Raw genomic sequence first — 12,690 nt, 5'->3', positions numbered from 1 at the left:
CATGTATGCATATACAGTCAATGCACAAATGCATTTATTTTTGCGACACATATGCATGAATGCATTCGCAGCCTTATGGGCAAAGGGTTTGGTGGTTTTGCACGGACGAAAAAAAGCCCGCTCATTGGCGGGCTTTGTCTTACGAAGAAGGGTTAGCGGGCGTACATGCCCCACCAGAAGACGTGACCGAGGATGCTGATCTGCTCATCCTGGATGTCCTGGAAGCTGTAATCTTCATCCGGGTGTTCATCGCGGTTGAAGCTGCGCAGGCGAATCCCCGAAGGCAGGCGGTAGAGCTGTTTCACCCGCAGTTGGCCATTGTGATTGATGGCATACAGATCGCCGTCGACGATGTCACCAATCCCGCACTTGCCGGCGTTGACGCCGACGGTCGCGCCGTCACGCAGCACCGGCAACATACTGTTGCCACGCACCGTGACGCACTTGGCCTGGTCGAACTGCACCCCGTTATGCCGCAGGCTGCGCTTGCCGAATCGCAGGCTGGCCTTCTCGCTTTCCTCGATGACGAATCTTCCTGATCCAGCAGCCAATTCAACCTCGCGCAGAAAGGGGATCGACACCTCGTCATCATTAACGGGCGTGTCGTCGTCCCACAGGCTTATGTCCTTGAGTTCCGAATGCATCGGGTCACGCTCGTCCGCCCGCGCCGACACCAGCCCTGCGCGCCCGCGCAGCTGATCGGTGCTGACCTGAAAGTAATCGGCGATGCGTGAGATGTGCTTGTCCGACGGATCAACGATCTTGCCGCTGAGGATCCGGGACAACGTGGATTGAGGCACGCCGGTACGCCGGTGAAGCTCCGTGGGGGAGATCCGGTCGCGGTCCAGCAGCTCTCTTAAGACGATAGAAACGTTGCGTTTTTGCATAACGCGGATATTGCAGGCAGTTTTGATGCTTGGCAAATGCTAATTTGCATATTTAATGCATTGATTGCCGAGATTTACCTGACCGTTTGTGAACTGCGAAGCCCCGACCTCGCGTGTTAACCTTGCGCCCATTGCAAAAAATGCTGGGCCAAGCGCCCCCTTTGCCCCATCACTTTCAACGAATTTGCTAACTATCCAATGAGTAAAAACACTTCCGATCTGTCCTCCCACACCCCGATGATGCAGCAGTACTGGCGCCTGAAAAACCAGCACCCTGATCAGTTGATGTTCTACCGCATGGGCGACTTCTACGAGATCTTCTATGAAGACGCAAAGAAGGCCGCCAAGTTGCTGGACATCACCCTGACCGCGCGCGGGCAGTCGGCCGGGCAGGCGATTCCGATGTGCGGGATTCCTTATCATTCGTTGGAAGGTTACCTGGTCAAGCTGGTGAAGCTGGGCGAGTCGGTGGTGATCTGTGAGCAGATCGGCGACCCGGCCACCAGCAAGGGCCCGGTGGAACGCCAGGTGGTGCGCATCATTACGCCGGGGACGGTGAGTGATGAGGCGCTGCTGGATGAGCGTCGCGACAACCTGATCGCGGCGGTGCTGGGGGATGAGCGGCTGTTCGGCCTGGCCGTGCTGGATATCACCAGCGGCAACTTTACGGTGCTGGAGATCAAGGGCTGGGAAAACCTGCTGGCGGAGCTGGAGCGCGTCAACCCGGTGGAGCTGATGATTCCGGATGACTGGCCAAAGGATCTGCCGGCGGAACGTCGCCGCGGGACCAAGCGTCGCGCGCCGTGGGATTTCGAGCGTGATTCGGCGCTGAAAAGCCTGTGCCAGCAATTCTCCGTGCAAGACCTCAAGGGTTTTGGCTGCGAAACCCTGACCCTCGCTATCGGCGCCGCCGGTTGCCTGCTCAGCTATGCCAAGGAAACCCAGCGCACCGCCCTGCCGCATTTGCGCAGCCTGCGTCATGAACGTCTGGACGACACCGTGGTGCTCGATGGCGCCAGCCGTCGCAACCTGGAACTGGACACCAACTTGGCCGGCGGGCGCGACAACACCTTGCAATCGGTGGTCGACCGTTGCCAGACCGCCATGGGCAGCCGCTTGCTGACGCGCTGGTTGAACCGTCCGCTGCGGGATTTGACCGTGCTGCAAGCCCGTCAAACCTCTATTACGTGCCTGCTGGATCAATACCGCTTTGAAAAGCTGCAACCGCAGCTCAAGGAAATCGGGGATATCGAGCGGATCCTGGCGCGGATCGGCCTGCGCAACGCACGGCCCCGCGACCTGGCACGCCTGCGGGATGCCCTCGGCGCCCTGCCGCAACTGCAAGCAGCGATGACCGAACTGGAAGCTCCGCACCTGCAGCAGCTTGCCGTCACCACCAGCACCTACCCGGAACTGGCGGCGCTGCTGGAAAAAGCCATCATCGACAACCCGCCCGCGATCATCCGTGACGGCGGCGTCTTGAAGACCGGTTACGACGCCGAGCTGGACGAACTGCAATCCCTGAGCGAGAACGCCGGGCAGTTCCTGATCGACCTTGAAGCCCGCGAAAAAGCCCGCACCGGCCTGGCCAACCTGAAAGTCGGCTACAACCGCGTGCACGGCTACTTTATCGAGTTGCCGAGCAAGCAGGCCGAGCAGGCGCCGATCGATTACCAGCGTCGCCAGACCCTCAAGGGCGCCGAGCGCTTTATCACCCCGGAACTTAAAGAGTTCGAAGACAAGGCGCTGTCGGCCAAAAGCCGCGCCCTGGCTCGGGAGAAGATGCTCTACGAAGCCTTGCTCGAAAGCTTGATCGACAAGCTGGCGCCGTTGCAGGATACAGCCGCCGCCCTGGCCGAACTGGATGTACTGAGCAACTTGGCCGAGCGTGCCCTGAACCTTGACCTGAACTGCCCGCGATTTGTCAGCGAGCCGTGCATGCGCATCGTGCAAGGTCGCCACCCGGTGGTGGAGCAGGTTCTGACCACGCCGTTCGTCGCCAACGATCTGTCGCTGGACGACGACACCCGCATGCTGGTGATCACCGGTCCGAACATGGGCGGTAAATCCACCTACATGCGTCAGACCGCATTGATCGTACTGCTGGCGCATATCGGCAGCTTCGTGCCGGCGGCCAGTTGCGAACTGTCCCTGGTGGACCGCATCTTTACCCGAATCGGCTCCAGCGATGACCTGGCCGGTGGCCGTTCGACCTTTATGGTGGAAATGAGCGAAACCGCCAATATCCTGCACAACGCCACCGAACGCAGCTTGGTACTGATGGACGAAGTGGGCCGCGGCACCAGCACCTTTGACGGCCTGTCCCTGGCCTGGGCGGCGGCCGAGCGATTGGCGCATCTGCGGGCGTATACGCTGTTTGCAACGCACTATTTCGAGCTGACGGTGTTGCCGGAAAACGAGCCGCTGGTGGCCAACGTGCACCTCAATGCCACCGAGCACAACGAGCGCATCGTGTTCCTGCACCACGTGTTGCCCGGGCCGGCGAGCCAGAGTTACGGCCTGGCCGTGGCGCAGCTGGCGGGCGTGCCAAGTGAGGTGATCACTCGCGCCCGCGAACACCTGAGCCGCCTGGAAGAAACCGCCCTGCCCCACGAGATTCCCGTGGCCAGCCCGGCCAAAGCCAGCAACAAACCCAGCGCGCCACACCAGAGCGACATGTTCGCCAGCCTGCCTCATCCGGTGCTGGATGAGTTGGCTAAGCTTGACGTGGACGACTTGACCCCGCGAAAAGCGCTCGAAATGTTATATGCACTGAAGACTCGGATATAACGCAGACGCGTGCAAGCTGGTAGACTCTCGCGCGGTTTGGGATGCTGCGGGCTTTTAGCCTGGCCTGCAGACTATCGCTCCCGAACCTCGCGAGCCCTGCCACAAGGGGTTTCGCTGCCGCCGCCTGAGGAGAAAATTAGAAATGACCTTCGTCGTCACCGACAACTGCATCAAGTGCAAGTACACCGACTGCGTAGAAGTGTGTCCGGTGGACTGCTTCTACGAAGGCCCGAACTTCCTGGTCATCCACCCGGACGAGTGCATTGACTGCGCCCTGTGTGAGCCAGAATGCCCGGCCGTCGCAATTTTCTCCGAGGACGAAGTCCCGGCAGAAATGCAGGAATTTATTCAGTTGAACGTTGAGCTGGCGGAAATCTGGCCGAACATCACTGAGCGCAAAGACCCGATGCCGGATGCGGCGGAGTGGGATGGCAAGAAAGGCAAGATTGCAGACCTCGAGCGCTGATAGCGTCGATGCCCTCAAAAAGGCCCCTTGCGGGCCTTTTTGCATTTCTGCGGGACAGGTTTCACTTTTCTACAGGCAAAAAAAAGGGGCGGTATGACCCGCCCACATTTTTTCCCTAGTCCCTGTGTTCCTTTTCATCATCCTGATGAATCGCATCCTGCGAGGTTCCCTGAGTCATCGTTCCGTGATGACCGTGTCAATCCGTGGACACAGGGCTGATCTTAGAGAGTTCCCGGGGAAGTTCAACGGGATCCAAATCGCAGAGCTACAAGTTTGCGCGCTCGCTCAATAACAAATAATTGTTATATTTCAAATAGATAGAAATATAGGCAGTCAATTCAAGACGTCTGCACCGACGAAAAAACCCAAACACTTACGAAAAAGTAAGTGAATGCTTACACCAGCAATTACGTAAAAGGGTAACAGGCGGACCCTGGGTATTCGCCAGGCAAGAAAAAGCCCCGACACCGTCGAGGCTTCTTTCCCGTCAGGTGGATCAGTCGTCGCTGACAGTGATGGTCGGCATCGCCTGGGCCTCAGCTTCCTGAAGTACGATCCGCGCACCTACGTGGCGGGCCAGCTCCTGGTAAACCATGGCAATCTGACCATCGGGCTCGGCAACCACCGTCGGCTTGCCACCGTCAGCCTGCTCTCGAATCCCCATCGACAGCGGCAACGACGCCAGCAGTTCAACCCCGTACTGGGTCGCCAGCTTCTCGCCGCCGCCTTCACCGAACAGATGCTCGGCGTGGCCGCAGTTGGAGCAGATGTGCACCGCCATATTTTCCACAACGCCCAGTACCGGAATGTTGACCTTGCGGAACATCTCCACGCCCTTGCGGGCATCCAGCAGCGCCAGGTCCTGCGGCGTGGTGACGATCACCGCGCCGGCCACCGGCACTTTCTGCGCCAGGGTCAGCTGGATATCGCCGGTGCCTGGTGGCATGTCGATCACCAGGTAGTCCAGGTTGCCCCAATCGGTCTGGGTGACCAGTTGCAGCAATGCACCGGAAACCATCGGGCCGCGCCAGACCATCGGCGTGTTGTCGTCGGTCAGGAAGGCCATGGACATCACTTCCACGCCATGGGACTCGATCGGCACGAACCACTTCTGGTCCTTGATCTTCGGCCGGGTGCCTTCAGCGATACCGAACATCACGCCCTGGCTCGGGCCGTAGATGTCAGCGTCGAGAATCCCGACGCGCGCGCCGTCGCGGGCCAGGGCCAGGGCCAGGTTGGCGGCGGTGGTGGATTTGCCCACGCCGCCCTTGCCGGAGGCCACGGCCACCACGTTCTTGACGTTGGCCAGGCCCGGGATCTGCGCCTGGGCCTTGTGCGCGGCGATCACGCACTGGATGTCGACCTTGGCCGAGCTGACGCCGTCCAGGCCTTCGATGGCCATTTGCAGCATCTGCGCCCAGCCGCTCTTGAACAGCCCGGCGGCATAGCCCAGCTCAAGCTGGACCGAAACCTTGTCACCTTGCACGTCGATGGCGCGTACGCACCCGGCGCTGACCGGGTCCTGGTTCAGGTAGGGGTCGGTGTATTGGCGAAGAACGGCTTCCACCGCTGCGCGATTGACGGCGCTCATGGGCTACTCCCGAAAAAAGACTGACTAAAACAGGCGGCTATCCTAACCGTTCCAGCGTCTTAGCGGCACGCTTTCGGCCGTCGGGAAAATCCTGAAACAGCCGCACGGGGTGAAATAAATTTCCCGGCGCTTTATAGTGGCCGACCTCCGTTTCATCAAGTAGCCGAGCCCCATGTCCGAGCCACGCAAGATCCTCGTCACCAGCGCCCTGCCCTATGCCAATGGTTCTATCCACCTTGGCCATATGCTTGAGTACATCCAGACCGATATGTGGGTGCGCTTCCAGAAGCATCGCGGCAATCAATGCATTTATGTCTGCGCGGACGACGCCCACGGTTCGGCCATCATGTTGCGCGCCGAGAAGGAAGGCATCACCCCGGAACAACTGATCGCCAACGTCCAGGCTGAACACAGCGCCGACTTTGCCGAGTTCCTGGTGGATTTCGATAACTTCCACTCGACCCACTCCGAAGAAAACCGCGAGCTGTCGAGCCAGATCTACCTGCGCCTCAAAGACGCCGGGCACATTGCCACGCGTTCGATCACCCAGTATTTCGACCCGGAAAAGAAAATGTTCCTGGCCGACCGCTTCATCAAGGGCACCTGCCCGAAATGCGGCACTGAGGACCAGTACGGCGACAACTGCGAGAAATGCGGCGCCACCTACGCGCCTACCGACCTGAAGGATCCGAAGTCGGCGATCTCTGGCGCCACCCCGGTGCTCAAGGATTCCCAGCACTTCTTCTTCAAGCTCCCGGATTTCCAGCAGATGCTGCAAACCTGGACCCGCAGCGGCACCCTGCAGGACGCCGTGGCAAACAAGATCGCCGAATGGCTGGACGCCGGCCTGCAGCAGTGGGACATCTCCCGCGATGCGCCGTACTTCGGTTTTGAAATCCCGGGTGAGCCAGGCAAGTACTTCTACGTATGGCTGGACGCGCCGATTGGCTACATGGCCAGCTTCAAAAACCTGTGCGACCGCACGCCGGAGCTGGACTTCGACGCGTTCTGGGCCAAGGACTCCACTGCCGAGCTGTATCACTTCATCGGCAAGGACATCGTCAACTTCCACGCGCTGTTCTGGCCGGCGATGCTCGAAGGTTCGGGCTACCGCAAGCCGACCGGCATCGCGGTACACGGCTACCTGACGGTCAATGGCCAGAAGATGTCCAAGTCCCGTGGCACCTTTATCAAGGCGCGCACCTACCTGGACCACCTGTCGCCGGAATACCTGCGCTACTACTACGCCTCCAAACTGGGCCGTGGCGTCGACGACCTGGACCTGAACCTGGAAGACTTCGTACAGAAGGTCAACTCGGACCTGGTGGGCAAAGTCGTCAACATCGCCAGCCGTTGCGCCGGGTTTATCCACAAGGGCAACGCCGGTGTGCTGGTGGCGGAAAACGCCGCGCCGGAGCTGACCGACGCGTTCCTGGCCGCTGCCCCGAGCATCGCCGACGCCTATGAAGCCCGCGACTTTGCCCGCGCCATGCGCGAGATCATGGGCCTGGCCGACCGTGCCAACGCCTGGATCGCCGACAAGGCGCCGTGGTCGCTGAACAAGCAGGAAGGCAAGCAAGCTGAAGTCCAGGCAATCTGCGCCACAGGCGTCAACCTGTTCCGCCAGTTGGTGATCTTCCTCAAGCCGGTACTGCCACTGCTGGCAGCCGACGCCGAGGCGTTCCTCAACGTGCCGCCGCTGACCTGGAACGACCACGCGACCTTGCTCAGCAACCATCAGTTGAATGAGTTCAAGCCGCTGATGACCCGTATCGATCCGGTAAAAGTCCAGGCCATGACCGATGCTTCGAAAGAAGACCTCGAGGCCAGCAAGACTGACACCGGCGATGCAGCACCTGCGGGCAATGGCGAGCTGGCGAAAGATCCGCTGTCGCCAGAAATCGACTTCGACGCCTTCGCTGCGGTGGACCTGCGGGTGGCCCTGATCATCAAGGCCGAAGCCGTGGAAGGCGCTGACAAGCTGCTGCGCTTGACTCTGGACATCGGTGACGAGCAACGCAACGTGTTCTCCGGGATCAAGAGTGCCTATCCGGATCCGTCCAAGCTCGATGGTCGCCTGACCATGATGATCGCCAACCTCAAGCCACGGAAAATGAAGTTCGGTATCTCCGAGGGCATGGTGATGGCGGCCGGCCCTGGCGGTGAAGAGATCTACCTGTTGAGCCCGGACAGCGGCGCCAAGCCGGGTCAGCGCATCAAGTAACAACGGCTAACTGCCCCATGGTCTCGGCTATGGGGCGGTTTCAGCTAGTACCCCCTCCTCGCTTGCCGGATAATCGGATTCTGTTTGCTGTCGGCCCGTTGTTGGCTGTGGCTTTTCCGGGTTCCAACGCAATGATCAAACCATGAGCCTGATTCAACGTATCGACGCCCTGCTGCCACAAACCCAATGTGGCAAATGTGGGCATCCTGGCTGCAAGCCCTACGCAGAAGGCATTGCCCAAGGCGAGGCGATCAACAAGTGCCCTCCGGGCGGCCAGGAAACCATCGCAGGCCTGGCACACCTGTTGAAGCTCCCGGTGCTGGAACTGGACACGTCCCGAGGCGAGGCGCCCGCGCAGATCGCGTTTATCCGTGAAGCGGAGTGCATCGGCTGTACCAAATGCATCCAGGCCTGCCCAGTGGACGCTATTGTTGGTGCTGCCAAATTGATGCACACGGTGATTATCGACGAGTGCACAGGCTGCGACCTGTGTGTGGCACCCTGCCCGGTTGATTGCATCGAAATGCGTCCGTTGACCACGGTGGTGCCGATTGTCGGCGGACTGGCATCCAGTGATCATGAGCGCCAGGCACGCAACCTCAAACGCGATCGGGCCCGGCGGCGGTTTGAACAGCGCAACACGCGGCTGCAACGCGAAGAGGAACAGAAACTCGCCGAACGCCTGGCACGCACCAAGCGCGCCGCCCCGGTGGCTGCAGCCTCGGAGAACCCGGTCCAGGCCGCCATTGAGCGGGTTCGTGCACAAAAAGCCGCCGCGATGGACGCTGCCTTGAAGAAGGCCAAGATCCATCTGGCCATGAGCCGTGCCCAATTGCACAAATCCCTGAAAGCTTTCGGCCACCCGCCGACCTTTGAACAGCAGTCGCAGTTGATTGTCCTGCAACAGCATTTCGAAACAGCAGAGCAGGCGCTTGCGGCGCTGGTGGGGTCCGATGCCCGCACTTGAACCCCTTGAGCACCGGCCGCACGTGATGAAGCGTGTACTGCTGGTGCCCGCCGCGTTTATCCTGCTCGGGTTATTGGGCCCGTTTTTCGTAACCACACTGACTGTCTGCAAGGAACCGCTCGCCCCATGAACGCCGCAAAACGCCTGGAAATTTTCCGTCGGCTTCACGAAGACAACCCGGAACCGAAAACCGAGCTGGCCTATTCCTCGCCGTTCGAGCTGCTGATCGCCGTGATTCTTTCGGCCCAGTCCACAGACGTTGGCGTCAACAAGGCCACTGCCAAGTTGTACCCCGTGGCCAATACTCCCGAGGCAATCTACGCGCTTGGCGTTGAAGGGTTGTCCGAATACATCAAGACCATCGGCCTGTACAACAGCAAGGCGAAGAATGTCATCGAGACCTGTCGGCTGCTGGTGGAGTTGCACGGCAGCGAAGTGCCGCAGACTCGGGAAGCCTTGGAAGCCCTCCCGGGCGTAGGCCGTAAAACTGCCAATGTGGTGCTCAATACGGCATTTCGCCAACTGACCATGGCGGTGGACACGCACATCTTTCGGGTCAGCAACCGCACCGGGATTGCCCGCGGAAAGAATGTGGTGGAGGTGGAAAAACAACTGATGAAGTTTGTGCCCAAGCCCTATCTGCTGGATTCACATCACTGGCTGATCCTTCACGGCCGCTATGTCTGCCAGGCTCGCAAGCCGCGCTGTGGCAGTTGCCGCATAGAAGACCTGTGTGAATACAAGGAAAAGACTTCCGACGATTGAGCCATCATTGCTTTTATTGATGAGTCGATTGAAAAAATCTTTTTTACCAGGCTCAAGATTATCGTTATAAGGAGCGCCAACGGCAGTCTTAGCCTGGAGTTAACCTTATGAGCACTGGCAAAGAACAACTGGATGTAGAAGACGACGTTGTTGGCGCTGAATCCGACGATGAGGCAGCAGAAACACCGGTAGAGGTGGCCAAGACCAATTTGAGCAAACGCCGCACCATCGACAACCTTCTGGAAGAGCGGCGCCTGCAAAAACAGTTGGCCGATTACGACTTCGATCTCTAATCGACCCAACGAAAAACAGAAGCCTCCCTTACGGAGGCTTTTTTCTGACTGCATGTAAGTGTGCGGCCGGCCTATACCAACCCGTTACGCTGGGCCAGCTCGATCAAGTCCACCAGGGAGCGTGCGTTGAGCTTGAGCAGCAAGCGCGTCTTGTAGGTGCTCACGGTTTTGTTGCTCAGGAACATGCCATCGGCGATCTCCTTGTTGGTTTTACCGCGGGCCAGTTGCTGCAGCACCATCATCTCCCGGCCGGACAAGCGCTCGACCATGTCCGCTTCGCTGGCGTTTCCCATTGTGGAGCGCACCGAGTTCAGCGCCTGGTTGGGGAAGTAGCTGTATCCACACAGCACCGCCTTGACCGCGCTCAATAGCTCGGTGAGGTCCTGCTGCTTGCACACGTAGCCAGCGGCGCCCGCCTGCATGCACCGCATGGAGAAATGACCGGGCGCCTGGGACGTCAGCACCAGCACTTTGAAGGGATGGGCCTGCTTGGTAGATGACAGCCGGCATATAACTTCCAGGCCATCGAGTTTGGGAATTCCAATATCCAGTATGACTATGTCCGGCATATGCTCCCGTGCAAGTTGCAAGGCATCGACACCGTTATCGGTCTCGGCAACGACCTCATAACTATGACGTTCCATTAGCATACGCACAGCAAGACGAATGACGGGATGATCATCCACGATCAGCACTTTATTCATGGGCAAGTCCAATTTCGCTGTTCGAATTATTAAGAGCAAGCACAATAGCCTAGTCGTTTCCCGCTTGGCATAGCGCTCCCCCCCAAGCAACAGCAAGCAGAGACCCAACCCACAAAGACATAGGATTTAGCCTACAAAAAAACGCCAGTGTGGAGGTGTCCAGTTTTGTTGAGGCTTTCAGAACTTTCCGAGTACAAACATATTTTGAGTGAAAATTCCCAGGATTACGGGGGGCGGGGTAAACGTGCCGCACACAAGTTTCAGGAAATGCCCCTTGTGCCTTATCAGAAGACCTGTGAACACGGGCTGAAAGGCACTTTTTAAAAGTTCCATTCGACATAATTAATAACGCTCCATAAATCCTACAGGCATGTCAGCATCTGACATGTTCGCGGTACATTTCTGAGTGAAATTTCTGTAGTACATAGTTCCTGAACACAAGAAAAAAACCCACTTTCAACAATGCACCACTTATCGAGCGAAATTAATAAACATTGCCCCCGTAAAAACATAAACACTCCACACCACCGCCTTAGACACAGGGCTGTTGTTGAACTGAACAATAAACACCGCATCGCCCCTAAGGATTCCAGGTGTATTTTCAGCCAAAAAAAAATGGCCCCTAACGGGGCCATTTTTCATTGCAACTTAAAACACTCAGAACAACTTGCGACCTTTGTTGGCCGCAATGCGCATGCGCAATGCGTTGAGCTTGATGAAGCCTGCCGCGTCTGCCTGGTTGTACGCGCCGCCATCTTCTTCGAAGGTGGCGATATTGGCGTCGAACAGCGACTCGTCGGACTTGCGACCGGTCACGATCACGTTGCCCTTGTACAGTTTCAGGCGCACAACACCGTTCACGTGGACCTGGGAAGCGTCGATCATCTGTTGCAGCATCAGACGCTCCGGGCTCCACCAGTAGCCGGTGTAGATCAGGCTGGCGTACTTGGGCATCAGCTCGTCTTTGAGGTGAGCCACTTCACGGTCCAGGGTGATGGACTCGATGGCGCGGTGAGCGCGCAGCATGATGGTGCCGCCAGGGGTCTCGTAGCAACCACGGGACTTCATGCCCACGTAACGGTTCTCGACGATGTCGAGGCGGCCGATACCGTGTTCGCCACCGATACGGTTCAGGGTCGCCAAGACGGTGGCCGGGGTCATTTCGACGCCGTCCAGCGCGACGATGTCGCCGTTGCGGTAGGTCAGTTCCAGGTACTGGGCCTTGTCAGGAGCGTTCTCCGGGGAGACGGTCCACTTCCACATGTCTTCTTCGTGCTCGGTCCAGGTGTCTTCCAGCACGCCGCCTTCATAGGAGATGTGCAGCAAGTTGGCATCCATCGAGTACGGGGACTTCTTCTTGCCGTGACGCTCGATCGGGATAGCGTGCTTTTCAGCGTAGTCCATCAGCTTTTCACGGGACAGCAGGTCCCATTCACGCCACGGAGCAATGACTTTTACGCCTGGCTTCAAGGCATAGGCGCCCAGCTCGAAACGCACTTGGTCGTTGCCCTTGCCGGTGGCGCCATGGGAAATGGCGTCAGCGCCGGTTTCGTTGGCGATTTCGATCAAGCGCTTGGCGATCAGCGGACGTGCGATGGAAGTACCCAGCAGGTACTCACCTTCGTAGACGGTGTTGGCGCGAAACATCGGGAAAACGAAATCGCGGACGAACTCTTCGCGCAGGTCGTCAATGTAGATCTCTTTCACGCCCATGGCTTGCGCCTTGGCACGTGCAGGTTCGACCTCTTCGCCCTGACCCAGGTCAGCGGTGAAGGTCACCACTTCACAGTTATAAGTATCCTGCAGCCACTTGAGGATCACCGAAGTGTCCAGGCCGCCGGAATACGCGAGAACGACCTTGTTTACGTCGGCCATGCCATCACTCCACGGGGTTGTACGGAAAGGCGTCGATTCTACCGACCAAAACCGTGAAATTACAGAGGCGCGACAGCAAATGAAGATAAAGCGACAGATTATGTCGAGCGAGCGACGAAACGCCGCAC

General features: G+C 58.5%; 9 protein-coding genes and 1 pseudogene. 6 read left to right on the top strand and 4 right to left on the bottom strand.

The window, feature by feature from the left end; genetic code table 11:
• Positions 1–152: 152 nt before the first annotated feature.
• The gene (locus BLU46_RS22550; RefSeq protein WP_081253083.1) at positions 153–887 is read right to left on the bottom strand and encodes a LexA family transcriptional regulator; all 735 of its coding nucleotides are present in this window, start codon (positions 885–887) and stop codon (positions 153–155) included.
• 198 nt (positions 888–1,085) lie between these two features.
• Here BLU46_RS22550 and mutS point away from each other — a divergent pair, with 198 nt between their 5' ends.
• Together mutS and fdxA are read left to right on the top strand one after the other, a co-directional pair.
• Positions 1,086–3,677, top strand: coding sequence for a DNA mismatch repair protein MutS (mutS, locus tag BLU46_RS22545; protein ID WP_093205515.1), 2,592 nt, complete (start codon positions 1,086–1,088; stop codon positions 3,675–3,677).
• Positions 3,678–3,819: 142 nt separating this feature from the next.
• Positions 3,820–4,143 carry a ferredoxin FdxA gene (gene fdxA / locus BLU46_RS22540; protein WP_003208688.1) on the top strand — a complete coding sequence of 108 codons (324 nt, stop codon included), beginning with the start codon at positions 3,820–3,822 and terminating at the stop codon, positions 4,141–4,143.
• Between the two features lie 496 nt (positions 4,144–4,639).
• On the opposite strand, the gene apbC is transcribed toward fdxA, so the two are convergent.
• Complete coding sequence (gene apbC, locus BLU46_RS22535; RefSeq protein ID WP_093205512.1) at positions 4,640–5,734, bottom strand: iron-sulfur cluster carrier protein ApbC; 1,095 nt, start codon at positions 5,732–5,734, stop codon at positions 4,640–4,642.
• A 172-nt stretch (positions 5,735–5,906) separates the two neighbouring features.
• On the opposite strand from apbC, the gene metG reads away from it, so the two are divergent.
• From metG to BLU46_RS22515, 4 genes and pseudogenes are all read left to right on the top strand, one after another.
• Positions 5,907–7,958, top strand: a complete 2,052-nt coding sequence (gene metG / locus BLU46_RS22530; RefSeq protein WP_017480131.1) for a methionine--tRNA ligase — start codon at positions 5,907–5,909, stop codon at positions 7,956–7,958.
• 121 nt (positions 7,959–8,079) lie between these two features.
• Positions 8,080–8,901: pseudogene (gene rsxB, locus BLU46_RS22525) on the top strand (electron transport complex subunit RsxB); the annotation flags it as partial.
• Between the two features lie 150 nt (positions 8,902–9,051).
• Positions 9,052–9,690 carry an endonuclease III gene (gene nth / locus BLU46_RS22520; protein WP_010170146.1) on the top strand — a complete coding sequence of 213 codons (639 nt, stop codon included), beginning with the start codon at positions 9,052–9,054 and terminating at the stop codon, positions 9,688–9,690.
• A 107-nt stretch (positions 9,691–9,797) separates the two neighbouring features.
• Positions 9,798–9,983 (top strand): PA3496 family putative envelope integrity protein, encoded by a 186-nt coding sequence (locus tag BLU46_RS22515; RefSeq protein ID WP_017480127.1) that lies wholly within the window; start codon positions 9,798–9,800, stop codon positions 9,981–9,983.
• Between the two features lie 71 nt (positions 9,984–10,054).
• On the opposite strand, the gene BLU46_RS22510 is transcribed toward BLU46_RS22515, so the two are convergent.
• Together BLU46_RS22510 and BLU46_RS22505 are read right to left on the bottom strand one after the other, a co-directional pair.
• Positions 10,055–10,687 (bottom strand): response regulator transcription factor, encoded by a 633-nt coding sequence (locus tag BLU46_RS22510; protein ID WP_003208698.1) that lies wholly within the window; start codon positions 10,685–10,687, stop codon positions 10,055–10,057.
• Between the two features lie 657 nt (positions 10,688–11,344).
• Positions 11,345–12,562, bottom strand: coding sequence for an argininosuccinate synthase (locus BLU46_RS22505; RefSeq protein WP_003208700.1), 1,218 nt, complete (start codon positions 12,560–12,562; stop codon positions 11,345–11,347).
• Positions 12,563–12,690: the final 128 nt, after the last annotated feature.

Source organism: Pseudomonas yamanorum (assembly GCF_900105735.1).
Taxonomy (GTDB): domain Bacteria; phylum Pseudomonadota; class Gammaproteobacteria; order Pseudomonadales; family Pseudomonadaceae; genus Aquipseudomonas; species Aquipseudomonas yamanorum.
The sequence above is the reverse complement of the archived record's forward strand: the minus strand, read 5'-3'. Positions and strand labels throughout refer to the sequence as shown.

What these genes read in the sequence shown, in the direction of transcription:
- BLU46_RS22550 (WP_081253083.1), bottom strand. Translation starts at nt 887, where the DNA reads ATGCAAAAACGCAACGTTTCTATCGTCTTAAGAGAGCTGCTGGACCGC.
- mutS (WP_093205515.1), top strand. Translation starts at nt 1,086, where the DNA reads ATGAGTAAAAACACTTCCGATCTGTCCTCCCACACCCCGATGATGCAG.
- fdxA (WP_003208688.1), top strand. Translation starts at nt 3,820, where the DNA reads ATGACCTTCGTCGTCACCGACAACTGCATCAAGTGCAAGTACACCGAC.
- apbC (WP_093205512.1), bottom strand. Translation starts at nt 5,734, where the DNA reads ATGAGCGCCGTCAATCGCGCAGCGGTGGAAGCCGTTCTTCGCCAATAC.
- metG (WP_017480131.1), top strand. Translation starts at nt 5,907, where the DNA reads ATGTCCGAGCCACGCAAGATCCTCGTCACCAGCGCCCTGCCCTATGCC.
- nth (WP_010170146.1), top strand. Translation starts at nt 9,052, where the DNA reads ATGAACGCCGCAAAACGCCTGGAAATTTTCCGTCGGCTTCACGAAGAC.
- BLU46_RS22515 (WP_017480127.1), top strand. Translation starts at nt 9,798, where the DNA reads ATGAGCACTGGCAAAGAACAACTGGATGTAGAAGACGACGTTGTTGGC.
- BLU46_RS22510 (WP_003208698.1), bottom strand. Translation starts at nt 10,687, where the DNA reads ATGAATAAAGTGCTGATCGTGGATGATCATCCCGTCATTCGTCTTGCT.
- BLU46_RS22505 (WP_003208700.1), bottom strand. Translation starts at nt 12,562, where the DNA reads ATGGCCGACGTAAACAAGGTCGTTCTCGCGTATTCCGGCGGCCTGGAC.